We start from the raw sequence: 24,133 nt of genomic DNA on the forward strand, positions 1-24,133 counted from the left end.
ACTGTTCCTGGCTCCACTCGCAAGTTTCAATCGTTCCCGATCGGATACCCATTGACCCGCAGGCTTTTAGCAGGGATTTGCGCAAATGTTTATGGTGCGGAGAGCAGTTATCCGATCCAGCCGAAAAGAAGTTCCTGCAGACCGTCGACAGCCCTGTTCATCATCGTCCCTTCAGCCACCGCACCACCGGTGACCAGCGGCGCCCGGTAGACGACGCCTTCCTTGCCAATGACCCGTAATTCGCCCACCCGCGTTCCCTCTTTAACGGGGGCCATCAATGGACCATCGTAGACCACACGAAGGCGGTACTCCAGGCTGCCTCCACGCGCCAGCAGAACGTCGATATCGGTTTTCGCGACAAGCGGCACGGTGCTTTCCATACCTCCGTAAACCTTGCCGTCAGCGATTTTTTCACCGGCCGGATAGATTGTCTGAACCGAGTAGAATTCCCAGGCGCCGCCAATAACCTCGTTCAGCGACTGAAGCCGATGCTTGTCGGAATTCAATCCCGCCACTGCGGCGATGATCCTTCTGCCGTTCCGGTCCACGGATGCAAGTCCCGAATAACCGTCCTCGGGGACATTGCCTCCTCCCAATCCATCCAGATTTCTTATTTCTCCGAGAAGCGGGTTCTTGTTTCTTTGATAAATCCTGTTCCAGGTGAATTCGGGCAGAGAGAACAGAGGATAAAGATCCGGATGGTTTTCGATAACATATTCAGCGAGCTTGGCCTGATCTTGAACCGTCGTGCTGTTTGGCTGCTCGGTGAAGCCTGTCGGATTGGAAAAACGGCTGTTGGTCATGCCGATGGACCGGGCAAAATCCGTCATCCGGCCGGCAAACTCTTCTTCCGATCCGTCGATGCATTCCGCCAAGACAATGGCAGCATCGTTGGCGTTGTGGACCAGCAGTCCCTTGAGCAGGTCTTCTATCGCGATTTCCGACTTGATCGCCGCAAACATCGTGGATTTGCGCGAGGGAGCGCCACCGGTGCGCCAGGCATGTTCGCTGACGGTACATAACTGATCAGGTTTCGCCTCGCCTTCCTCAAGAAGCTGGAAGACTGTGGCCGCTGTCATGACCTTGACAAGTGATCCGGGCACAAAAGGTTCATCAGGCGCCTTGGAATAAAGGACAGTGCCGGAACTCGGCTCCAGAAGATAAGCCTTCGGCGCTTTCGTCACGATTGATTCTACCGCGAACGCGGATGAAAAAATTCCGGTGAATCCAGTCACAACCAGCAGGCTGGCCATGCGTTTTGCGAAGGCCAGCATTCCGCGTCCCGAAATTCTATCTACCGGTTTACGCATGCGTTCAATCACCCTGACACGTCAGTCTCGAAGGGCAAATGATGGAATGCCGTTTTTCCGTTATTTGCCTTCTGGAATACTAGCAGCCAGTTGGCGCATGGAAAGCCCGGATGAACCGGCTGTGGACAAGAGACCATGCGCTTGTGAAATTCGCGTGTTTGCGGAATAAGAAGATATTGCGCTTCCCGTTTCAAAACTGGCCGGTTGGCCGGGAAAAGGGGTTCCAAGTGTGCCGTTCGACGGTGCGAAGCTGGACGAATACGTGCTTGGTTCCTGCTTGAAGCGATTGTTGGAAGCAACCTTGATCGTCCGGTCGCCCGCTTCGAAGGCGATCGCCGGATCGAAGGCAGCTGCGAAAGTCCTGCCGGTCTGAGTTCTGGAAGCGGAAGCGACCGTGGATGTGGCGAAATACGGCCGTGTTGCAGGTGCCGGTACCTTGCCAAACACGATTTGGGGTGGCGCGGCCTGGGCCAGCAATGTTCCAGGCTGGGTGCCGCCCGGCACAACGGATCCCGGGCCGTTATAGGAGGCCATCAGGTACTCTTCATCCTCGCCGTGAAGTGGTGCCTTGCCGACGTATTCCACTTTCACCTTGCCGACACCGGCAGACTTGGTGCCCAGCATCGTGGCAACCCGTTCGGACAGGTCGATCACGCGGTTGCCGTGGAACGGCCCGCGGTCATTGACACGCACGATCATCGAGCGGCCATTCGCGGTATTGGTCACCTTGGCGTAGGAAGGCAAAGGCATGGTCGTGTGTGCGGCGGTCAGCGCGTTGCGATCGAAAATTTCACCATTGGCAGTCTTGCGGCCATGGAACGTCGGTCCGTACCAGGACGCAAGGCCGGTTTTCTTGTAGTTCGGATCATGCTCGGGATAATACCACTTGCCGGCAATCTTGTATTTCTTGCCGATGACGTATCTCCCGCCACCCTTTGGAACGGCTTTGCCGGAGGCGACCATCCGCGGGCTGGCTTTGACGCCGTATTTTTCAGGACTGAATTTAGCCTTCTGCTTTGGTGCCGAACTGCAGGCGGCAACAACAGAAAGCGCGGCAACCGCAAGCACCACATTGCCAAGCTGTCGCCAGCTGCTGCGGTCCCTTGTTTCCCCGGTCTGCTTCCCCAAAGACGATCCTGCCCACCGGCAAGTTAGCACGCCTGTCCCTAGCATTCTGCCGTCCTACTCACTTACGCGTTGGCGGCCCCGCAGCTCACGCGATAATCCGGCACTTCTTGCAAAGTGATCCGGTTTCCAGGCTACGGTCCGGTCCTCAGGACCGGTTCCCTAACAGACACACTGCCCCCGCGGTGCGTCCCACACATAGCGCCTGTTTAGATCGCAAGTTTATTACTTCAAAGTAAATAGGCCGTCGAGGCCATGGTCGATCGTTTTTCGATCGTTTGGGCAAGAAACTTTACGAGCCTGATTTCGGTTTCCTGAGGATGTTAAATAAGCACTTGTTTTCAAAAGAAAAATTCCTCAATTGAAATGCAATTTTACGCTGTTGCAGACAGGGCACAGTCGCGAAAAAAACATCAAAGGATCAGCTTGTGATGTGCGTCACATCCGCCATTGTCAGTTCCGCCTAGAGTGACCTCATTGCTGATGACCGCCCTGTCACAGCAACGCTGGATCCCACCTCCAGCATTGGCCGTCGGTTCAAAACCCTGCCCACGACACCGGACCGGCGGCCCCCACACTTTGGCAATGTTCCGGAGCCGCTGCGCTCGTCCTGCCCTACCCAACCCTGAAGGCGCCCGGCACCGGAACAATCCAAAGCATCTACCTTCCGCCGTGATACGGCTTCCACACCAAATTTTCTGTTTTGACACAATGTCGGAAAACCGGCTCTTGACTTTCTGCGCCAGACAAAGGAAACGGTGTGAACGAGCAGCGATGTGCGAGACATACCCGCTGCTTAGGTGAGGTGGCCGAGTGGTTTAAGGCAGCGGTCTTGAAAACCGCCGTGCGTGAGAGCGTACCGTGGGTTCGAATCCCACCCTCACCGCCATTTTCTTTTCTGATTTGTACTTGGAAACGTAGCTCACGCGCCCATTGTTCATGGGTGTTCTTGTTTCAATGAAACACAGCCAATACCGTCCAATGTTTCTTCCAACTCGTAGTGCCTTGCCGGTCTGTCAGCGATATTCGGAAACGCGTAGGACGGCCATCGATTGCGAGACAAAGTCAGACCGTGTATTTTCAAAAGATGCGGAATTCCGAACAGGTTCGCCTGGCACTGTTTTGCTGGAGTTTGAGTGCTCTCGTGGTCGTTTTTGGAGGTTACATCCTCCAACAACACGTTGTTCTGGCGCTCCAGACCGGAATGCACTTTGGTCAGAGAAGTGGTTTCGTTGAGCAGGCAAGTGAACCATGGTCGTTCTGGACCTCGATCCTGCTCTTCGGGTCAATCGGTACTGGCATTGTAATTGCGGGCCTGGCATATCCCGTTTCGATGCTGCTGTCCTGGTTCCGCAAAGACCGTCGCGAACACTGAAACGGATTGACTGAATATCGGCGTTGGGGCGGCGTTGAAGCCAAAGCCGACGTTCCTGTTTCGCTTTCATGCCATCGTGGACCTTTCCACAATTGTGCTGTATCGACATCTCCATGACACCTCACTTCCGGTCCGGACAAACAACAGATGTCGTCGCATGCGTCGATATCCTGCGCGATTGGGCAGAAGAAACGCCGTGGATGGCGGAACTCGACGAACGCGGATCCATGCAGGCTTTCTGGCGAGATATCTTTGAGACCGATAAGGTATGGGTTGCGCAAACGGGGAGCCGCATCGTCGGATTTTGCACCCGCGATGACGATAACATTGGTGCGCTCTACGTGATTGCCGGGGAGCGAAGCACGGGTATTGGAAAGCGTTTGCTCGACTTGGCGAAAGCAGACTGTGACTGGATAACCGTTTGGGCTTATGAAAAGAATAAAGATGCATTGAGGTTCTATCACCGCGAGGGACTCGTCGAGGTGAATCGAGAAATCGAAGTAGAATCAAATCTTATGAATATCGAGCATCGCTGGACCAATCCTGATCAAATCTGATTATTGGCCATGGGTTCAATTCGATCATTCACTCGGATCGACAGACACGTCCACAAGGGTGGCTTGCCTGCGCCCTGAAGTGCCATGGCGTTGTAGACCCATATTTTTTGGTGTGATTGTGAATTAAAGACCACCGTGCCCGAGGCCGCATCACGGTGTCGGATCCCATACGCGCCGCTATGCGCTGAAATGCCGGGATGGATACACCTTCTCCGGCAATAATCTTTCCAGTGACGCTGCGTCTTTTAATTGCCGGTACTGTGAATGGAACCGCCAAAGCGGTTACAGTGCAAGCTTGATACGTCCGCCGTTTCGGGAGCGGGAGCAGCAGGCGATCATGCGCCGGTTCCCGGCCCTTTCGGAGCGCGTCATCACTTTGTCCCGGTGATCAATGTCACCCTCCAGAACCATCACTTCGCAGCTTCCGCACAATCCCTCACGACAATCGGATGCGACATCGATGCCTTTTGCATGAAGGGCGTCGAGCAGCGTTTCATATGCGGCGACCTTGATGGAAAGTCCGGAATCCTGCAGTTCGACATCGAAGCCTGCTTCCTTTTCCGGATCGAGACCGGTGTCCCGCGCAGAAAAATGCTCGAAATGCAGTATGCCCTCGGGCAGGTCCACGGTGAGGTCTTCCAGGGCCGAAATCATGCGTTCCGGACCGCAGACATAAATTTGCCCCTGCTGTTTCAGTGCCGAGACGAGACCGGCAAGGTCTGCACGCCTGTTTTCATCGGCGGCATGAACCGTCAAACGGCCAGCGTGGTCCTGTTCCAGGCGAACGAGGTGGGCCATGCTCCCGCGCGAGCGGCCGCAATAATGGATCGTATAGTCTTTCCCGAGTGCCTTGAGCCGGTCTGCCATGGCAATGATCGGCGTGATCCCGATGCCCCCGGCAATCAGGAGATAGGAGTTCGCCGTCTCGTCAAGCCGGAAGAGGTTGCTGGGGCCGCGCAGTTTGACCTCCATGCCCTTTCTCACGGTTTCGTGGATATGTTTCGAGCCTCCTCGCCCGCCATCGTCTCGCAAGATGGCAAGGTCGTAACCCTCTGCTCCGGGGCGGCTGCAAAGGGAATACTTGCGCTCGTAGTCTGCAACGCAGAGTTCGACGTGGGCACCCGCACTCCAGTCAGGCAACGGTCGCCCCCTGGTGTCCTGGAGCGTCAGTCCGAGGACACCTTCGGCTTCCCACCGAACATCCGCGACACGCACCTTGCGGGCGATGTCGCGACGCGAAGGCGCGCCGACCGGATAGTGGACTTCGGAACCCGCGATTTCCGGTTTTTGGCGTTCAGGGTTCTTTTCAGGATCCCACTCGACCCAGACGTGGTCCGGACCTCTGAAAGATGTTGTCGGCAGATACCTGAACTCCTGATCGGCAAGCTGCAGGTGCGGGATCCTGCGCGAGACTTCCTCCAGGAATACCCGCATTTCCATGCGGCCGATATTCTTGCCCATGCATTGATGGCTGCCATAGCCAAAGGTCAGATGATCGACAGCGTTGTCGCGATAGATGTCGAACGTGTCGCCATCCTCGAAATGCCTCTCGTCCTGGTTTCCGGATGCCTGGACGATGAGAAGCTTTGCACCTTCAGGCAGATCAACGCCTCCCAGGCGGGTCTTGGCAGTTGTCTGGCGCCGCCAGGCGACGATTGAACCTGAATAGCGCAGACATTCTTCAACGGCATTCGGGATCAGGCTGGCGTCCTGGCAGATATCTTCCCACGCCTGCCGGTGGCTCAACAATGTCTTGAACATGTTCGCCGACGCGAGCGAGGTGGTTTCGTGGGCTGCGACGATAATCGCCATCATCATCGAGTGGACATAGCTGTCGGGTACGATATCGGGCATCTCGGCGTTCTTGCGGATCGTTTCATGCATCCAGCCGGTGCCTTCCGGTTCGTTCTTCATCCTTTCTATGATTTTGCCGGCATAGACCCAGAACTGACCGACGTCGTGCGCAACGGCGAGCTGTTTTTCATCCGATGGCCTGCCCCAGGTATTGACCGAATGGGCGACCGAAAAATTCCGCAGGACGTTGATGTCATCTTCCGGAACACCGAGAAAATGCAGCGCTACATTCAAGGGAACTTCGTAGAGCATGGCCTCCACCAGATCGACCCGTCCCGAGTCGATAAAAGCGTCAACTTTTTCCCGTGTGAGCCTTCGCACCATTTCCTGCTTGGCTTCCAGGTTTTCGGGAAAGAAGTGATCCATCAGAACTCGCCGACGCTCCATGTGCGCAGGCTCGTCCTCGTTTACCAGGGTCCGGTTCATGGCGTAGCCGTAGGTCTTGAGAACCTCGACCGCCTCGGGTGTCGCAGGCGTTATCTTTTCAAGGGCAATTCGGGGTGAGAAGATGCTGTTGTCACGAAACACGGCCTTGATGTCATCGTAACGGCTGACAACCCAATAACCGAGTTTCGGGCTGAAAAAGACCGGTTTCTGATCCCGCGACCAGCGGAGCGCCTCGGCAGGGTCGGACTGATAGCGATCGGAAAACGCGTCAAATTCCTCAGCTTCCCGGGAGAAAGGGCATTTACCGGCCGCATCTTCGGCTTCGCTTTTATCGCCGGACCTGTTGTCCGTCTGGTTCTCGGACCGTGCCAATTGGCCTCTCCTGAAGTCATTTACTTTTATCGCACAAAATTGCGCGTTATAATCATTGTGCAAGCTTCGACTTCGCGGTCAAGTCCCGTTTCGAAACGGAAGGTTTTGATGAAAGACAATGTCAGGCCGAAAGGAAATCTGCTGCAGACCCTGCAAAGAGGGATGGAAGCACTCACTCACGTAGCAGACAGCCCTGATGGACTTTCCGTCGCGCAGTTAGCTGACAAGCTGCAGGTCGACCGCGCGATTGCTTATCGAATCGTCGCGACCCTGGAAGCGGATGCTTTTGTTTGGCGCGCGGCAAACGGCAACATTTTTCTCGGAAGCGCCGTCCTTGCGCTTGTCTCAAGCCTGGAACCCCAGTTGCGCTCGATCGTGGAGCCTGAACTGAACAAGCTTGCTGAAGAAACCCGGGCGACGGCCTTCCTGTCGGTCGCGCGCGGGATGGATGCCGTTGCCATCCTTGTCGCTGAATCAAACTCAGGTCTCATCCGCGTCGGCTACCGTGTCGGCAGCCGACACCCTTTGACACGCGGTGCCGCCGGTATCGCAATTCTCGCAGGGCGTGCGGAACGGCCCGAGGACAGTGATGAGGTTCGTGCCGCAAGACGTGATGGCTACAGCATTACACGGGGCCAGCTGCAACGCGGTGCTGTCGGTATTGCTGCTCCCCTTCGTTTGTCCGGGAAACGGCTGGTTGCCCTTGAGGCTTCAATTGGTGTTGTGGCGCTTGACGATCTGGATACCGAAATGGCGGCGCCACTTCTGATGAATTGCGCAGCGCAAATTTCTCAGGGCTTTGGCGGTACATCGAAACTGAACAACTTGAAAACCGTTTAGCGGGTATCCGGCGATCCGGGTGGATAAAGGAAAGTGTGCAAACGACTGCTTGCGCGCTGTTTGCACATATCCTGCCCGTATCGGTGTGAATCATCAGGTGATCACGTCGGGTCCGGGACGACCAAGTTTGGCAATATCGGCTATTTCATGTGCAGCCTCGATCACAGGCGCAAGGGCCAGTTGAACGTCCCCGTTCAATTTCGAAGGCTCCGTTTCAAGGTATTCGACGTAAAGGCGGACCGTTGCTCCCTCGGTTCCCGTGCCAGACAGTCGGAACACGGCACGTGCGCCACCGGAAAACTGAATGCGCAGGCCCTGGTTGCTGCTCTTTGAGCCGTCAACAGGGTCTTCGTATGCGAAGCTGTCGGCCTTTGTAACCTCCAGTCCGGCAAAGGACTTACCGGGAAGGTCATTCAATTGCCCGGAAACACGCGCCATCAGAGCGTTTGCGTCGGCGATCGGAAGTGCTTCGAAGTCATGTCTTGAATAGTAGTTCCGTCCATACTTTTCCCAATGGGTCAAAAGAAGCTCCGACACGGAGCATTTCCTCGATGCCAGGATGTTGAGCCAGAGAAGGACCGCCCAGAGACCATCCTTTTCGCGGACGTGATCGGATCCGGTTCCGAAACTTTCCTCACCGCAGAGCGTTGCCTTGCCTGCATCGAGAAGATTGCCGAAAAACTTCCATCCTGTCGGAGTTTCGAAGCACTCAATTCCAAGTTCCAGCGCCACGCGGTCGACGGCGCAACTGGTCGGCATGGACCGGGCAACGCCGGCAAGCCCATTTGCGTAACCGGGCGCCAGATGTGCATTGGCAGTCAATACGGCAAGACTATCGGAGGGCGAGACATAGCAGTTCCGTCCCAAAATCATGTTCCTGTCACCGTCGCCGTCTGACGCAGCGCCAAAGTCAGGTCCGTCATCCGACATCAGTTCGTTCATCAGATCCTTGGCCCAGGCCGGATTGGGATCAGGGTGTCCACCGCCAAAATCTTCCGAAGGGATCGCGTTGATCGCCGTTCCTGAAGGTGCGCCAAGCGCGTCTTCCAGGATCGCTTTTGCGTAAGGACCGGTTATGGCGTGCATGGCATCGAAGCGGATTTCAAACCCGTTGGCGATGTGTTCCCGGATCGCTGTGAAATCAAACAGCTCTTCCATCAACTCTGCGTAATCCGCCACTGGATCAACGACGCTCACGGTCATCTTCCCGAGCAGTGTTTCACCGATTGTTTCAAGATCAATGGCGGGCGTGTCCAGTGTCAGATACCGGTTGATGTTGCAGGTGGCCTCGAAGATTGCGTTCGTGACGGATTCGGGAGCCGGACCGCCATTTGGAATGTTGAACTTGAGGCCGAAGTCTTCGTCGACCCCGCCTGGATTGTGGCTTGCCGAAAGGATCAGACCACCGTCGGTGGCATTCTTTCGGATCAAATTGGATGCCGCTGGCGTCGACAGCAGGCCCCCTCGCCCGGTGATTACATGCTTTGCCCCGTTTGCAGCGGCCATGCGCAGGATTGTCTGGATTGCCTCGGCATTGAAATATCGTCCGTCGCCACCGACAACAAAGGTCTTGCCCTCAGCTCCTCCTATCGCGTCGAAAACGGACTGAACAAAGTTTTCAAGATAATGCGCTTCCATGAAAACGCGTGTCTTCTTGCGTAGACCCGAGGTTCCCGGTTTCTGTCCGTCGATCGGCGTGGTGGGAATCGTTTTGATTTCCATATCAGTTTTCTCCTTCCGGATAAAAATAGGCACGTCCGGACGCGCGCATCAGGTCTGCGGTGTCGGGAAGCGCGGAATTTGCTTCAAGTTTCTCAACAGGGACCGAATAAATCCGGCGCCAATTCGGATGCTCATCAATTGTCCCCGGTAAATTTTGAGCTTCCTCTTCTGCGAGGATGTCGTCCAATTGCACGGATGTCATTGCGGCCGGTGACCGGGCCAGACGGTCATGAATTGCCGTACCCGGATCTGATCCTTGCGGAACCAGAGCGGCAACATCCGCCTTGCGTTCGTCGCGCTGGTGGGTTGCTGTGTCTGCATCGATCCAGCCGAGCCGCTGCCACCAGTCAATGTCGCGGCCAGCGCAATATCCGTGCAGTGTCGGCGTGTCATGCGTTGCAAAACAGGCCAGACTATGCGCGCGCAAATGGGACGGATCCCGGAAAGACCGGTCCCATTCTCGTTCATACTGCAATACCGAGTATCCGTAGATGCCGCGCGCAGCGAGCATTTCGCGAAATCCTTCCGGCACCAGCCCGAGGTCTTCTCCAACGACGACACAATTTGCCTGATGCGCCTCGATAGCGGTAAGCGCAAGCAGCGTTTCGAATGGTTGCTGAATGTACGCCCCGGGACTGCCATCGTCTGGAAGCCAGAAGCTGCGATTCAGACCGAGCACGTGATCTATGCGAATGATACCGGCCGCGCGCATGGTCTGCCTGAGCACGGAGCGGAAATTGCGATAACCACTCAGCGCACTAAGCTTTGGTGCGAATGCTGTCAGTTGCCAGTTCTGTCCCTGGGGGTTGAGATGATCCGGCGGCGCTCCAAGGGAAACGCCCTTGGCTACACAGTCTTGTCCCATCCATGCTTCCGCGCCATTCCGTCGGGATCCGACTGCAAGATCCAGATACAGACCCATCGGCATGGTGTCGCTGTCTGCTATCCGCCTCAATTGCTCAGATGCGATCCATTGCAACCAGACGTGAAACTCAATTTCATTCGGGCTGCAGGCATCATTGGGCAATGAGGCTGGATCCTGGAGCGCAATTGGCCAACTTTCCCAGTTTTCACCGTTCTTGACGGTAAGCGCCTCGAACACCGCAAAGCGACTAAGTTCGTCGTCGCACGTACGGACATATTCCTCGAAATGCGCCTTGGCAGATTCTGAAGCCGCTTCCCGGAATGTTTCGTACAGGGACCACAGAAGCGACTGGTGACGGGCTCGGACGACCTGATAGTCGATAAGGCCGTCGGACATATCGAGCTGACCACGAGCTTCTTCCATCAAGGCGATCGCGGACGTGTTGCCGTCAAGTCCGGGTATGCTGTCGAGAGCAATATGCAACGTATTCAAAAAAGCACGATGGGACGGTGAATATGGGCTGGCAATGTCGGAGGTCGACCAGCCCCAGCTATGGATCGGATTGATGCCGAGAAAACTTGCGCCGCGGTCGCCTAGCATTGCGGCAAGACTTGCCAGGTCGGTGTAGTCGCCCACGCCCAGATTCCGGCTGGAACGCAACCCGTAAAGCGGGGCAGTGACACCCCAGACGCGGTCCCTTGCGGCAAGTGAGGCCACCATTGGCGCTTTTACCGGCGCTGCGGGTATCATCGCGATTTGCGTTTCACCCTCCGCTTCCACGTTCAGATGATAAACGCCGACTTCGAGTGCAGGCAGATCTACCTGAACTTCTGCATATCCATCTGCAAGATACTGATTTTTCTCGTCCTTCAATATCCATGCGCATGGCCGGAAAACCGGAATTGTTGAACCATATCCAGCAGTCACCACAAATTCAGGCGGTACTATGTGGCCAAGCTGCTCTGACCTGATTGCTTCGAGTGATATCCGTGTGTCGGTGTCGGTTTCCGCTGAAACACCCATCGCCTTTAGCAATGCGCGCCGGGTTTCGTCATTGGTCCAGTGTTCGTGACCGCCGAGGTCGTGGAACATGGGCAAGATACCGTATGCTTCAGCCAACTCATGCAATGGGTTGGAGCTCATGAGACTTCGTCCGCTGAAAGGGCCAGGACGACAACCGACTGGCCTTGAATGTTCATGTTGCCGCTGTCAATGCGCCTTGCTGGGAAGGACATCTCGGCCGAAGTGTCAAGTTCCAGTCTCCAGGCATAACCACCTGGTGGAACGGGCAGAATTGCCGGCAGGTCGTCTGCGTCCCGGTTGAACAGAAGAAGTAGCGTGTCCTGAACCTGTCTTTCAGGCGCGCACTCTCCAGAACCTCGCAGGATCAGACCGAAGGTGGACAGACCGGGGTCACGCCAATCGAGAGAGCGGCCGTTGAAATCAAGCCATTCTACATCGGGCATTCCGTCGCTCTCGCGCACTGCCCCATGCAGGAAGCGTGACTGGCGAAGGCTGGAGTGTGCCTTTCGCAACCGTGACAGACCGCTGACAAATTCAACGAGGCTTTCATCGCGGTGCTGCCAGTTCACCCAGCCTATCGTGTTATCCTGGCAATAGGCGTTGTTGTTGCCATTTTGACTGTTTCCGATTTCGTCTCCGGCCAATAGCATCGGAGTTCCTTGCGAAAGGAACAGCGTGGCGAGCAGATTTCGTTGACGGCGGGACCGGTTGGCTTGAACAACGGGATTGTCACTATCGCCTTCAATACCGAAATTGTCACTGTAGTTCGCGTTGTGACCGTCTCTGCCATCTTCGCCATTGTCGAGGTTGTGTCGATGTGCATAGCGCGTGACGTCGGCAAGCGTGAATCCGTCGTGCGCGGTCACTAGGTTCACCGAGGATCCGGCAGGCCTCCCGCCCCTGTCAAAATACCCGGCCGAGCCCAGAACACAGGCAGCGAGTTCCTGTGCACTGTGGTCGTCGCCGCGCCAGTACCGTCGTGTCGTGTCACGGAACCTGTCATTCCATTCGCCAAATTCCGGAGGAAATTGACCCAGCTGGTAACCGCCCGGCCCGATGTCCCACGGTTCGGCGATCAGGCGAACTGTTGCCAGGATCGGGTCCTGTCGAAGGGCATCGAAGAAACCGCCGTTTGGATCGAAACCATGATCCTCCCGACCGAGTGTCGTTGCCAGGTCAAACCTGAAGCCATCCACGCCCATGACCTCAACCCAGTAGCGCAGACTGTCGAGTATCAATCTCATGACGTACGGGTGAGAAACGTTGAGCGTGTTTCCGGTTCCGGTGTCATTGACATAATAACGCTGCTGGCCCTGAACCAGTCGATAATAGGATGCGTTGTCGATGCCACGGAAACTCAAAGTCGGGCCCAGATGGTCCCCTTCCGCGGTGTGATTGTAGACAACATCGAGAATGACCTCGATGCCGGCAGTGTGGAAGCGCTGCACCATGGCACGGAAGCCTGCGCGACCTGCGGGACCGAAGTAGCGCGGCTCTGGAACGAAAAACCCGATTGAATTGTAGCCCCAATAATTCTTCAGTCCTTTTTCGACCAGGAAACCGTCGTCGACAAAGGCATGAACGGGAAGCAGTTCGATTGTCGTGATACCCAGTTTTTGGAGATGCTCGAGCATCGGGTCCGACGCCAGGCCCTCATATGTTCCGCGAAGGCTTTCCGGGATCGCAGGATGCTCCATTGTCAGCCCCTTTGCATGGGCTTCATAAATCAGAACTTCATCGGAGCGCGGGACCGGACGCTCGCTGGACGGTGCGTGTGTCTCGGGCGCTGTCACAAGTGACTTGGGTACAAAAGGTGCACTGTCGCGTGTGTTGAAGGACAGATCTCCTTTTGGATCAGAATTAATAAACCCCAGTAAGTCACCGTAAGAACGGTACTTTCCTCTCATTTCGCGCGTGTAGGGGTCGAGGAGGAGCTTGTTGGGATTGAAGCGATGGCCCCTGTCGGGGTCATAGGGACCGTGGACACGATAGCCGTAAAGCGTTCCCGGGCGTATTCCGGGAAGATACCCATGCCAGACCGGACCGCTGCGTTCCGGCAACAGGAGCCGGGACGTTTCGGATTGTCCATCGCTTGAGAAAAAACAAAGTTCCACTTTTTGTGCGTTGGCAGAGAACAATGCGAAATTCGTTCCCTCACCGTCAAAATGCGCACCAAGCCTGCTTGGCGTGCCTGGAAGCATCGGGGTGTTCATTCAGCGTCCTTCTCGGCCCCGTCCAGAAGAGATTCAAACAGCGATTGATATGCAGTGGCGGACGCGTCCCACCCAACTTGATGTCGCATCGCGTTGCGCATCAGTAAAGTCCAGATTTTGCGGTCGCCAAAGAGATCGCAGGCGCGGTCAATCGCGTGAACCAGGTTTTCTGCGGTGACAGGTGCAAACTGAAAACCAGTCGCACTTCCCGCCCTGATGGCTGCATCATTTGCGTCGATAATCGTGTCGGCAAGACCGCCTGTACGAGAGACCACCGGCAACGTCCCGTAGCGAAGACCGTAGAGTTGCGTCAGACCGCAGGGCTCGAAACGTGACGGCACCAGAATAGCGTCCGAACCCGCCTGCATCAGGTGAGACAGGTTTTCATCATAGCCGATGATCGTTCCGACCGATCCGGCATGATCCGCCGCTGCTTTTCGAAAGGATTCCTCAAGTTTCTTCTCACCACTGCCAAGGAGCGCGAGACGCGCACCACGTCCCACGAGTGCCGGAATTGCGTCCAGCAGAAGATCGAGACCCTTTTGTTCCGTCAGTCGGCTGATCACACAAAAGAGCGGTGCGTCGGGATTGCCTGAAAGACCGAAGCGTTTTTCAAGCGCTTGCCGATTTGCAGCCTTTCGCTTGAGCGACCTCGCGCTGTAATTTTCTGCAATCGCCGTGTCGGATTGCGGATCCCAGGCCTTCAGGTCAATCCCGTTGAGGATACCGACCAGGTCTGATTTGCGAGACTGGAGCAACCCTTCAAAACCCATACCGAATTCGGCGGCCATCAGCTCTCTGGCATAGGTCGGACTGACCGTCGTGATCCTTTCCGAGGCAATTATTCCAGCCTTCAGAAAGCTTATCTGTCCGTAATACTCATAACCTTCCCTTGAGTATCCTGCAGGATCCAGTTTCAACAACCGTGTCAGTGCGGCCGGGAACAATCCCTGAAATGCAATGTTGTGGATCGTGATTACAGACGGCATGCGGGAACCGGCCTGCCGCAGATACCAAGGCGCCAGGCCGGCCTGCCAGTCGTGAGCATGGAGAAGGTCGGGCCGCCAGTTTTCGTACCCGGTGAGCGAAACCTGCGCTGCAGCGTTGCTCAATGCCGCGAAGCGTTGGGCGTTGTCGGTCCAGTCGTTTCCGCTTTCATCCAGGTAGATGCCACCTTTGCGTTCGAATAGATCTGGAGCTTGAAGCAAAAGGAGTGAAAGTCCTTCTGCCTCGATCGCCAGCAGCCGCGCGGGACTGCCGAACAACGTGCCCAGGTCCATATCGGAAGTTGCCTTCCTGGCAAGCCCTTTCAAAGTCGGGTAGAGAGGCAGGATGACGCGGCATTCGATGTCAGCCTCTGCCAAGGCCTTCGGCAAGGCTCCGACGACATCAGCCAAACCTCCGGTCTTGACGAACGGTGCGCACTCGGAAGCCGCAAGCAGCACCTTCATGTCAGGCCTCCAGCTTGTCGATCATCGCTTTCGTGATCAGACAGATACCGTTTTCGGTGCGGCGAAAACGCTTGGCATCCATCTCCGGGTCTTCACCGACGACCAGGTCTTGCGGTATCTGGACGCCCCGGTCGATGACAACATTCGTCAATCGAGCGTTCCGGCCGATATCCACGTGCGGCATGGCAACAACTCCTTCAAGGCGGGAATAGGAGTTGCAGCGGACACCGGTGAACATCAGACAGCGCAACAGACTGGAACCGGATATGATGCACCCGCCGGAAACCATTGACGAAATTGCCTGGCCGCGCCGGCCTTCCTCATTATGGATAAATTTCGCCGGCGGGTTCAGTTCCTGATAAGTCCAGATTGGCCATTCCGTGTCGTAGATATCCAGATCGGGTGTGAAATCCGTCAGATCGAGATTTGCCTGCCAGAACGCGTCGATTGTGCCGACATCGCGCCAGTAAGGTTCTCTTTCCAGTCCACTCTTGACGCAGGAACGACTGAAAGGGTGCGCGAACGCGGTGCCGGCTTTCACGAGCCTTGGAATGATGTCCTTGCCAAAGTCGTGGCTTGAGTTCGGATCAGCGGCGTCTTCCTTGAGAATTTCAAACAGAAACTGTGTCTCGAAGACGTAGATGCCCATGCTGCAAAGCGCCTGATCCGGATCTCCCGGCATCGACGGTGGATTTGCAGGTTTTTCAACGAATTCGGTGATCCTGTCTTCGGTGTCGACCGCCATGACACCGAAGCCTTTCGCTTCTTCCAAAGAGGCTTCTATACAGCCCACCGTTACATCGGCAGCAGTTGCTACGTGCTGTTCGAGCATCTTGGAATAATCTTGTTTGTAGATGTGGTCACCGGCGAGGACGACCATGTATTTTGGCGCATAACTCTCAACGATATCGATGTTCTGATACACGGCATCCGCGGTGCCCAGATACCAGTTTTCCTCATTTACCCGCTGAGAAGCAGGCAAGATATCCATGGATTCATTGCGTTCCGGGCGGAAAAAACTCCAGCCCCGATGCAGGTGCCTGATGAGGCTGTGTGCCTTGTATTGCGTGGCCACGCTGATACGGCGAATACCGGAGTTGATTGAATTGGAAAGCGCGAAGTCGATGATCCGCGTCTTGCCTCCAAAATACACGGCCGGTTTCGCGCGTCTGTCCGTCAGTTCCTTCAAACGGCTTCCCCTGCCGCCCGCCAGGACAAATGCCATCGATTGACGCGCCAGGCTGCCTTGATCTTGCGTGGACATCCATTTTCCTCCCGTATTGGCGGCGCCGATCAGGTGTCCGGTGCCTCAAACTCAAACATAACAGTGCTCAAAGGCGGCAATGTCAGGCAGAGCGAAAACGGTTGACCTGTGACGGCTATTTCGTCCGCAACTACTCCTCCCAGATTCCCGAGACCGCCGCCGCAATAGCATTCTGCATCCGTGTTCAGTCGTTCTGTCCAGCGCCCCTTGAGAGGCACACCTATCCTTCGGCCTTCTCGCCCGACAGGTGTGAAGTTGCACACCACGAGCACAGGGCGTTTGCGTTCCTCGTCGAAGCGCAGCCAGGCAAATACGGACTCGTCCGCGTTGGATTCCACCAAAGCGAATCCTTCAGCCTTGCAGTCAAGTTGGTAAAGCGCAGGCGTTTGCGCATAGACACGGTTTAGATCCCGAACAAGCGTCTGCACTCCCTTGTGCTGATCATCGTCCAGCAGGTGCCAGCCGATGCTTTCGTTGTGGTTCCATTCCCAGCCCTGCCCGAATTCAGATCCCATAAACAGCAGTTTCTTGCCTGGATGTCCCCACATGAAGCCGTAGTAGGCTCGCAGATTGGCGAACTTCTCTGCCCCCTCACCCGGCATTCGATCCAGGATTGACCCTTTTCCGTGGACGACTTCGTCGTGGCTGAGCGGCAGAACGAAATTCTCGGAGAACGCGTAGTGAAAGCCGAATTCGATCTTGTTGTGATGATATTTGCGATGGACCGGATTCTCCTGCATGTAGGACAGAGTGTCGTTCATCCATCCCATATTCCACTTGAAACCGAAGCCCAGACCGCCTGCGTCGACCGGAATGCTTACTCCGGGAAATGCGGTGCTCTCCTCAGCGATTGTCATCACACCGTCCATGTCTGCATAGACGAGCGTATTGGTACGCTTCAGGAAATCGATCGCCTCGAGGTTTTCCCGACCTCCCTGATCATTAGGAACCCACTCTCCTTCGGCGCGTGAATAGTCGCGATAGAGCATTGACGCGACCGCATCGACCCTCAGGCCATCGACATGATGTTCGCGCATCCAGTAGAGGGCATTGGCGATCAGAAAATTCTGAACTTCGGTTCGGCCATAATTGTAGATGAAGGTTCGCCAGTCGGGATGCCATCCTTCCCGGGGATCGGCATGTTCGTATAAGGGTGTGCCGTCAAAACGTCCAAGTCCATGTTTGTCTTCCGGGAAGTGTCCCGGCACCCAGTCGATGATCAAGCCCAGTCCGGCACGATGACAGGCATCGACAAATGTCCTGAATTCATCCAGCGTTCCGTAGCGGATTGTTGGCGCAAACAAACCGATTGGCTGATATCCCCAGGAGCCGTCAAAGGGGTGTTCCGAAACAGGAAGCAACTCGATGTGAGTAAATCCCATGTCCTTGACATAGGAGACGAGGTCGCGGGCATTTTCCAGGTAGGACAGTGGACGGTTGTCTTCTTCCGGAATTCGGCGCCAGGAACCGAGATGCACTTCATAGACTGAAACCGGCTGGTCGATGCGCTGCCTTGCACCGCGCGATTTCATCCAGTTTTCGTCCTGCCAATCGTATTTGTGCAAATCGCGCACGACCGATGCCGTCCTGGGAGGATGTTCGGCACCAAAGCCGAACGGATCGGCTTTCTCCGGGAGCAATTGTCCCTGATCGTCCTGAAGCTCGAACTTGTAGACCGTGCCGTCGGCCAGTCCGGGCATGAAGATTTCCCAGACGCCGCTGCCACCAGTCTTGCGCATCACGTTCCTGCGCCCGTCCCAGGCGTTGAAATCGCCAATCAGTGACACGCGTTTCGCATTGGGAGCCCAGACGGCAAAATGGGTGCCGCGCACTCCTTCGTGGTCGATTATGTGGGCGCCGAGCTTTTCCCACAATCGCAGGTGCGACCCCTCGCCAATCAGGTATTCATCCAACTCGCCGAGAACGGGCCCATGCCGGTAGGCATCTCCGGCATCCCAGCTTTCGGTCCCACGTGTAAACCTCAAGCTGTATGCAAACCGTTTCGTTCTATCTGTCGAAGAATGGAAAACACCGTGTGCGTCCGGTTGCGGTACCAAGGCGGCTATCGACTGTCCGGTTTCAACGTCGATTGCCTCCACGGCATCTGCGTCCGGATGAAAAACAGTAATGCACTGCATACCGTCAATCTCATGCAGCCCAAGTACGGAGAATGGATCGTCAAAGCTGCCCCTGCTGAGTTCCTGAAACGCGCCTTGACCTTTTGCACTCATAGTCAGCTTCCCGATTTGTCCAGAAGAGACGGGGTATTCCAGATGTCCTTTGCATATCCTTCTATCGTGCGGTCAGAGGAGAACCATCCCGAACGAGCCGTATTCAACGCCGCCATTTCCGACCAGCGTCTCCGATCAACAAACGCGGTGTCAACCTTGTTCTGCGTTGCGTGGTAATCGTCGAAGTCGCACGTCACCAGAAAATAGTCGTGCTCGTAGAGCAGCGTGACCAAACCATGGTATCGCCCTGGGTCTCCCGCAGAGAACAAACCGTCGGCAATCTGGTTGAGCACGCGTGCCAGATGCGGGCTGTTCGCGATGGCCGTGCGCGAAAAATCGTGCTGTGTGCGCCGGTTCACGACTTCCTCGGCCGTCAAGCCGAAAAGAAAGAAATTCTCCTCGCCGACGCGCTCGCGAATTTCAACATTAGCGCCATCTAGGGTCCCGATCGTCAATGCGCCGTTGAGCGCGAATTTCATGTTCCCAGTGCCGGACGCCTCCTTGCCTGCGGTTGAAATCTGTTCGGACAGGTCGGCCGCCGGGATCAGGACTTCGGCCATCGAGACATTGTAGTTTGGCGGGTAGATCACCTTGAGCCGGTCACGCGTCACCGGATCGGTGTTAATCACCCTGGAGACGTCGTTGATCAGGTGGATGATCTCCTTGGCGACAAAATACCCAGGTGCGGCTTTGCCGCCGAAGATCTTCAGCCGGGGCGTCCAGTCACCATTCGGGTTGTCCCGAATTTCATTCCAGTGCGCGATTGTCTCCAGAATGTTCATGAACTGGCGCTTGTATTCGTGTATGCGCTTGATCTGGATATCGAACATTGCGGCCGGATCGACCGTCTGCCCGACCTGTTCGCCGAGCCAGTTCGCAAGGCGTTTCTTGTTGGCCTGTTTGGCCGCCATGAAGTCTTCCAGGAAACCAGCATCCGAAACATGCGTTTCCAGTTTCTTGAGCTGGTCCAGGTCATCGACCCAGCTCTCGCCGATCGTACGGTTGATCAGTTCCCTGAGAGGTGCGTTGCAGTTATAGAGCCACCGCCGCGGGGTGACACCGTTCGTCTGATTGATGATGCGGCCGGGATAGTCGCGATTGAGGTCGGCAAACACAGTCTTTTTCACCAGCTCGGAATGCAATGCCGAGACCCCGTTGACACAATGGGCCATGACGAAGGCCAACTCACCCATCTTGACCGAATGATCCTCGATGATGCGCACATGACTGCCGGTTCTGGACAGATGATCTGCTTCAATCGTCTCAATAATCTGAAGGTGCCGTGGAAGTGTCCGGGCAAACAGTCCGAGATCCCAGCGTTCGAGTGCTTCTGGAAGCAGCGTGTGATTGGTGTAGGCAAGACAGTCGCGCGCAATTTCGATCGCTCTGGCCATTTCGACACCATGGTCATCCGCCAAAAGCCGTATCAGTTCCGGGCCGGCAATGGCCGGATGTGTGTCATTCAACTGGATGGCAACGTGATCGGCCAGCGTGTCGATGTCATAGCCTTCCGATCCGAACCGGCGTACGATGTCCTGCAGTGAAGCGGAAGTGAAAAAATATTCCTGCTTCAAGCGCAGTTCCTTGCCGGCCTCGGTCGTGTCGTCTGGATAAAGAACGCGAGAAATCGCGCGCGCGAGCGCCTCGGGGACAACGGCTCCCACAAGGTCACCACGGTTGAAGCTTCCGAGGTCAAACAGGACAGTCGGTTTGGCCGACCAAAGGCGCAGCGTGTTGGCCCACCTTCCCTTCCAGCCAAGAATTGGAGTGTCATAGGCGTTGGCAATGACCGTTTCGGCAGGTTCCCAGTTTCCGTTGACATGTCCGCCGAAGCCAATCCGGTATGTCACTTCCGGGCGTTCGAATTCCCAGGTATGGCGCTGGGCAAGCCACCCTTCGGCAACTTCGATTTGCCGGCCGTCCTCAAAATGCTGTTCGAAAAGTCCGTGTTCGTATCGAATGCCATATCCGTATGCCGGAATGCCGAGTGTCGAGAGACTGTCCAGAAAGCAGGCGGCAAGCCGGCCCAGGCCACCATTGCCCAATGCGGCGTCGGGTTCATCGCGGACTACCTTGTCGTATTCAAGTCCAAGATCTGCCAGTGCCTTTCGGGACGCGTCCTCGGCACCAAGGTTGATCGCCACATCTTCGAGCAATCTTCCGATCAAAAACTCCATTGACAGGTAATAGACCCGTTTTCCGGCCGCTTCGTAGGTTTTCCGCGTGGAACGAAACCAGGGGTCGACAACAAGATCGCGCAAGGCGAGAGACAAGGATGTGCGCCAATCGTAGAGCGTCGCGTTTTGTGTATCCTTGCCGAGCGATTTTTCCAGATGTTGCAATATGGATTTTTGGAGGTCCTCTGGTGCGATCGTCGTATTCGTCACTTTTTCTCGCTCTCTGTTCCGATTGGCCGATACATGTTTCGTTGCATGGAAAAACCACACATGATCTCGATAACATAAACGACGCGACAGTCGCCTCGGAATCGAACAAAGCCGGGATTTGTTACCCGCAAATCGACGCATTCGAATTTCGAAGACCATTTCTGATGACAGGGGTCCAGCGTTCCCGGAGCTTCAAAAATCAGATCGGCAGGAGGTCGAACGGTCTACCGGCCGGTTTGAAACCGGAATTCGATTTGGATCTTCGGAAGCGATTTGATTGCCAGACCGGCGGGGACAAACCAAAGCCGGCCGTTCAGCAGTCTGTTTTTGGCAAAGGGATTGAGAATGCCTCTGTCCTGTCAAGATCAGAGGCAACCTGGAAAATTGTTCTTTCCTCAAAGTACCTGCCAACGAGCTGCAGGCCGATCGGCAATCCATCGGAGTGCATGCCACATGGCATCGTAAGGGCCGGATGACCGGTCATGTTGAAGAAACTGGTGAAGCGCGTGATTGCGTTTCCAACGGCCTCGGACACGCCGTCCCTGGTTGTTTTCACCGTTCCGACCTTAGGCGCAATCTCCGGAGTTGCCGGCGTCAGGATCAGATCCACGTCGCGAAAGATGGCGTTGGTCTGTTGCCGATAGCATTCTATGAACCGTTTTGCCTTCACATAGTGCTCGGCCAGCAGGCATTGCCCCAGTGCAAGACCGGCTCGAAAATCGCGGCTGTAGAGATGGCCGTGCTCTTCCAGGTAAGCCGAGTGCGCGCTCAGTGCTTCCGGCAACTGGACTGTCAGCGATACGGTTCGGGTATGTTCCATGTCGGGCAAGGTAACTGGTAACAGCATGGCTCCGCGCGATGACAGATGCTCTTTTACCAACTCCAGGGCCGCAAGGATTTCGGGGTCCGCGCGTTCAAAGAAAAACCTTGTCGGGATGCCTATCCGTATGCCGGAAAAATCCGCACCGAGGTTCGCAGAATAGGGTTCTTCCGGAAGGCTTACCGAGGCCGGATCTTTCGGATCGTATCCGCTGATGATTTCCAGGATATCCGCGCTGTCGGCAACCGTTCTGGTCATGATGCCGACGTGGTCCAGTGTCCAGCAATACGGCACAACTCCGCGTGTCGACACGCGGCCGATAGTCGGTTTCAAACCGACCAGACCATTGAGCGCAGCAGGCGCACGAACAGAGCCACCCGTGTCTGTTCCAAGTGCCGCGGGTACCATCCCGAATGCGACGGCCGCGGCGGAACCACTGGATGACCCGCCGGCAAGGCGCGTCGGGTCATACGCATTGACGCAGGTGCCATAGACCTCGTTTTCGCCCGTTGCGCCATATGCGAACTCATGGAGGTTGGTTTTGCCCAAGCCAATTGCATGCTTCCTGCGAAGGCAGTCAATCACAAAAGCGTCTTCTGTCGCGATCCTGTCTTGAAAAACCCGGGAGCCTGCCGTCGTGCGTATGTCTTTGACATCAAAGAGATCCTTGCTGGCATAGGGAATGCCGGCAATCGATGACTTTGAAAGATCCACCTTGTTCAAGGAACCAGCCGTGTTGGCCGCCTCCTCGGCCGTCACTGTTATGAATGCCCGCGAGATGTCATTGAAGCACTTGATGCGTTCCGAAAAGATCGAAACAAGCTCGGTGGGCGTGATCCTGCCGGTGTCGAGCAGACTATTGAGAGACCGGACATCGCTGAAGGCAATTTCTGAGGACATCGAGCTTATGATTTCTGGACGCCGAGTGCAGGCGGCGTGGTTCCAAGATCCGTATTTCGCAAGATGTCCAGTTCCTCCAGAAGGTCCTGGAAACCTGTAATGATACCCAATTTCGGATCGACCAGTTCTTCCAGTTCCCTGTCCGACCAGGTATGGCTCGCCATTTGTTCGCAGATCGCTTCAAGAGTTGTTTTCGCAAGCGGTTTCACTTTTGTCTCCCGGTTTCCGGCACTCAGAACCAAGACGTCCCACCTCGGTTTTCCCGTTACCGGACAATTAGCGTTTCCGGCGTCTGCGTGGTGAGGACCTCTGCGCCACTTTCTGTCAAAAGAACGGTGTTGGAGATGAAATAATCTGGGACCGTGGTGTTCGTGAACCAACTGTGTGCGTGAAACACCATGCCCGGCTCCAGAATTCTTTCCGAATTAGGGAACAGCGATGTAACCATCGATCCTCCGGTCCAACTGGGCGGAAATCCTATTCCAACCATGTAACCGCAATGATGCCGTTCATAGTCCATCAGGCCCGCCGACACGGCAACTTCACGCCACGCCGCATATGCTTCCCCTGCCCTGCGACCCGGTTTCAACGCGCCACAGATTGCTTTCATGCCGTCGATCGCCAGTTGTACCGAGGCCTCTATTCCGTCGGGAGCGCTGCCGACATAGACCAGTCGCCCCATCGGTGCCTGATATTTTCGATAGGCAGCGCATGTTTCCAGAAACACAGCATCGCCGTTTTTGAACACATCTCCTCGCCAGGTCGTGTGTTCTTCTCCAAGTCGCGTTGTCGGTCGGATGAATGGACCGAAGCCGGGGTATTCGCTGCCCTCCAGGATCACCCTGTTGTGAAAGGCTGCGGAGACCTCATAGTCGCTCGCGCCGTTGCCTGCCGCCTCGATTGCCGCCAATGTTCCAAGGTCTGCAGCACGTGCTGCCTTGCGCGTATACTGCATTTCGCGTGCTGACTTGATAAGGCGCAATTCGTCGATGATGCCCGAAGCATCCACCCACTGGGCCGATCCTTTCTGGATCAATTCGGCATGGCGTGGCGTTAGAAACAAGCTACGTTTTTCGATGCCCACACGACCGCCCTTGAGACCCAGATCGGCTGTGGCGGCAAGCACGTAATCGGAAAGCTCTTCGTGATCGCCATGACCGTAAAAGGTGGCATTCCGGACCTGGTTTTCGACAGTTATTCTTTCCATGCCGCGACAAACAAGGGCCATTTCGCCGTTGCGATTGACAACCAGAACATGCGCGGCAAAGAAACCCCAATGATCGAGACCTGTCAGCCAGTAGATGCTTTCCGGTACAGAGACCAGAATGCCGTCGAGATCATTGTCAGCCAGCGCACTGCGAACGCGAGCAACTCGATGTTCCAGTTCTTTCGCCGGAAAGGGATCGGTTTCCGTCATTGAATCGCTTTCCCCCAAAT

The 24,133-nt window shown here is 55.8% G+C and carries 16 protein-coding genes and 1 tRNA gene; 4 read left to right on the top strand and 13 right to left on the bottom strand.

The features are described from left to right. Positions 1 to 107: 107 nt before the first annotated feature. A complete protein-coding gene (locus LA5095_RS26485) occupies positions 108 to 1,310 on the bottom strand; it encodes a D-alanyl-D-alanine carboxypeptidase family protein (protein WP_208992873.1) in 1,203 nt (400 codons plus the stop codon). Positions 1,311 to 1,370: 60 nt separating this feature from the next. Beyond that, on the bottom strand, positions 1,371 to 2,438 hold the full coding sequence (locus tag LA5095_RS26490) for a septal ring lytic transglycosylase RlpA family protein (RefSeq protein WP_235808884.1): 1,068 nt from the start codon (positions 2,436 to 2,438) through the stop codon (positions 1,371 to 1,373). Positions 2,439 to 3,234: 796 nt separating this feature from the next. Between LA5095_RS26490 and LA5095_RS26495 the strand changes: the two genes are divergently transcribed. From LA5095_RS26495 to LA5095_RS26505, 3 genes are all read left to right on the top strand, one after another. Then, positions 3,235 to 3,324, top strand: a tRNA-Ser gene (locus tag LA5095_RS26495). 183 nt (positions 3,325 to 3,507) lie between these two features. Next, on the top strand, positions 3,508 to 3,810 hold the full coding sequence (locus tag LA5095_RS26500; RefSeq protein ID WP_144436172.1) for a hypothetical protein: 303 nt from the start codon (positions 3,508 to 3,510) through the stop codon (positions 3,808 to 3,810). Positions 3,811 to 3,923: 113 nt separating this feature from the next. Then, positions 3,924 to 4,367, top strand: coding sequence for a GNAT family N-acetyltransferase (locus LA5095_RS26505; protein ID WP_055120593.1), 444 nt, complete (start codon positions 3,924 to 3,926; stop codon positions 4,365 to 4,367). Positions 4,368 to 4,649: 282 nt separating this feature from the next. Here LA5095_RS26505 and LA5095_RS26510 read toward each other — a convergent pair whose 3' ends face one another. Next, a complete protein-coding gene (locus LA5095_RS26510) occupies positions 4,650 to 6,980 on the bottom strand; it encodes a cytochrome P450/oxidoreductase (RefSeq protein ID WP_055120595.1) in 2,331 nt (776 codons plus the stop codon). 108 nt (positions 6,981 to 7,088) lie between these two features. Between LA5095_RS26510 and LA5095_RS26515 the strand changes: the two genes are divergently transcribed. Then, positions 7,089 to 7,820, top strand: coding sequence for an IclR family transcriptional regulator (locus LA5095_RS26515; protein WP_055120596.1), 732 nt, complete (start codon positions 7,089 to 7,091; stop codon positions 7,818 to 7,820). Between the two features lie 93 nt (positions 7,821 to 7,913). Here the strand turns inward: LA5095_RS26515 and LA5095_RS26520 are convergent, their stop codons facing one another. The 10 genes from LA5095_RS26520 to LA5095_RS26565 form a co-directional block, all read right to left on the bottom strand. Further along, positions 7,914 to 9,542, bottom strand: a complete 1,629-nt coding sequence (locus tag LA5095_RS26520) for an alpha-D-glucose phosphate-specific phosphoglucomutase (protein WP_055120597.1) — start codon at positions 9,540 to 9,542, stop codon at positions 7,914 to 7,916. 1 nt (position 9,543) lies between these two features. After that, positions 9,544 to 11,550 (bottom strand): 4-alpha-glucanotransferase, encoded by a 2,007-nt coding sequence (gene malQ, locus LA5095_RS26525; RefSeq protein WP_055120598.1) that lies wholly within the window; start codon positions 11,548 to 11,550, stop codon positions 9,544 to 9,546. Next, entirely contained in the window at positions 11,547 to 13,643 is a 2,097-nt protein-coding gene (gene glgX, locus LA5095_RS26530; RefSeq protein ID WP_055120600.1) for a glycogen debranching protein GlgX, read from the bottom strand. Before glgX ends, malQ begins: the two co-directional genes overlap by 4 nt. Continuing rightward, the gene (glgA, locus tag LA5095_RS26535; protein WP_055120602.1) at positions 13,640 to 15,094 is read right to left on the bottom strand and encodes a glycogen synthase GlgA; all 1,455 of its coding nucleotides are present in this window, start codon (positions 15,092 to 15,094) and stop codon (positions 13,640 to 13,642) included. The genes glgX and glgA overlap by 4 nt, the downstream gene beginning before the upstream one ends. Position 15,095: 1 nt before the next feature. Further along, positions 15,096 to 16,358 carry a glucose-1-phosphate adenylyltransferase gene (gene glgC, locus LA5095_RS26540; protein ID WP_055120604.1) on the bottom strand — a complete coding sequence of 421 codons (1,263 nt, stop codon included), beginning with the start codon at positions 16,356 to 16,358 and terminating at the stop codon, positions 15,096 to 15,098. A gap of 29 nt (positions 16,359 to 16,387) precedes the next feature. After that, the gene (glgB, locus tag LA5095_RS26545) at positions 16,388 to 18,589 is read right to left on the bottom strand and encodes a 1,4-alpha-glucan branching protein GlgB (protein ID WP_055120606.1); all 2,202 of its coding nucleotides are present in this window, start codon (positions 18,587 to 18,589) and stop codon (positions 16,388 to 16,390) included. Positions 18,590 to 18,591: 2 nt separating this feature from the next. Next, positions 18,592 to 20,976 carry a glycogen/starch/alpha-glucan phosphorylase gene (locus tag LA5095_RS26550; RefSeq protein ID WP_235808885.1) on the bottom strand — a complete coding sequence of 795 codons (2,385 nt, stop codon included), beginning with the start codon at positions 20,974 to 20,976 and terminating at the stop codon, positions 18,592 to 18,594. Between the two features lie 313 nt (positions 20,977 to 21,289). After that, the gene (locus LA5095_RS26555) at positions 21,290 to 22,696 is read right to left on the bottom strand and encodes an Asp-tRNA(Asn)/Glu-tRNA(Gln) amidotransferase GatCAB subunit A (RefSeq protein WP_055120611.1); all 1,407 of its coding nucleotides are present in this window, start codon (positions 22,694 to 22,696) and stop codon (positions 21,290 to 21,292) included. A gap of 5 nt (positions 22,697 to 22,701) precedes the next feature. Beyond that, positions 22,702 to 22,905 carry a hypothetical protein gene (locus LA5095_RS26560; protein WP_055120817.1) on the bottom strand — a complete coding sequence of 68 codons (204 nt, stop codon included), beginning with the start codon at positions 22,903 to 22,905 and terminating at the stop codon, positions 22,702 to 22,704. A 56-nt stretch (positions 22,906 to 22,961) separates the two neighbouring features. Then, complete coding sequence (locus LA5095_RS26565; RefSeq protein WP_055120613.1) at positions 22,962 to 24,113, bottom strand: M24 family metallopeptidase; 1,152 nt, start codon at positions 24,111 to 24,113, stop codon at positions 22,962 to 22,964. Positions 24,114 to 24,133 lie beyond the last annotated feature (20 nt).

Origin of the sequence: Roseibium album (assembly GCF_001404515.1) — a bacterium.
Lineage (GTDB): Bacteria > Pseudomonadota > Alphaproteobacteria > Rhizobiales > Stappiaceae > Roseibium > Roseibium album.

What these genes read in the sequence shown, in the direction of transcription:
- glgX (WP_055120600.1), bottom strand. Translation starts at nt 13,643, where the DNA reads ATGAACACCCCGATGCTTCCAGGCACGCCAAGCAGGCTTGGTGCGCAT.
- malQ (WP_055120598.1), bottom strand. Translation starts at nt 11,550, where the DNA reads ATGAGCTCCAACCCATTGCATGAGTTGGCTGAAGCATACGGTATCTTG.
- LA5095_RS26515 (WP_055120596.1), top strand. Translation starts at nt 7,089, where the DNA reads ATGAAAGACAATGTCAGGCCGAAAGGAAATCTGCTGCAGACCCTGCAA.
- LA5095_RS26485 (WP_208992873.1), bottom strand. Translation starts at nt 1,310, where the DNA reads ATGCGTAAACCGGTAGATAGAATTTCGGGACGCGGAATGCTGGCCTTC.
- glgC (WP_055120604.1), bottom strand. Translation starts at nt 16,358, where the DNA reads ATGTCCACGCAAGATCAAGGCAGCCTGGCGCGTCAATCGATGGCATTT.
- glgB (WP_055120606.1), bottom strand. Translation starts at nt 18,589, where the DNA reads ATGAGTGCAAAAGGTCAAGGCGCGTTTCAGGAACTCAGCAGGGGCAGC.
- LA5095_RS26520 (WP_055120597.1), bottom strand. Translation starts at nt 9,542, where the DNA reads ATGGAAATCAAAACGATTCCCACCACGCCGATCGACGGACAGAAACCG.
- LA5095_RS26565 (WP_055120613.1), bottom strand. Translation starts at nt 24,113, where the DNA reads ATGACGGAAACCGATCCCTTTCCGGCGAAAGAACTGGAACATCGAGTT.
- LA5095_RS26555 (WP_055120611.1), bottom strand. Translation starts at nt 22,696, where the DNA reads ATGTCCTCAGAAATTGCCTTCAGCGATGTCCGGTCTCTCAATAGTCTG.
- glgA (WP_055120602.1), bottom strand. Translation starts at nt 15,094, where the DNA reads ATGAAGGTGCTGCTTGCGGCTTCCGAGTGCGCACCGTTCGTCAAGACC.
- LA5095_RS26505 (WP_055120593.1), top strand. Translation starts at nt 3,924, where the DNA reads ATGACACCTCACTTCCGGTCCGGACAAACAACAGATGTCGTCGCATGC.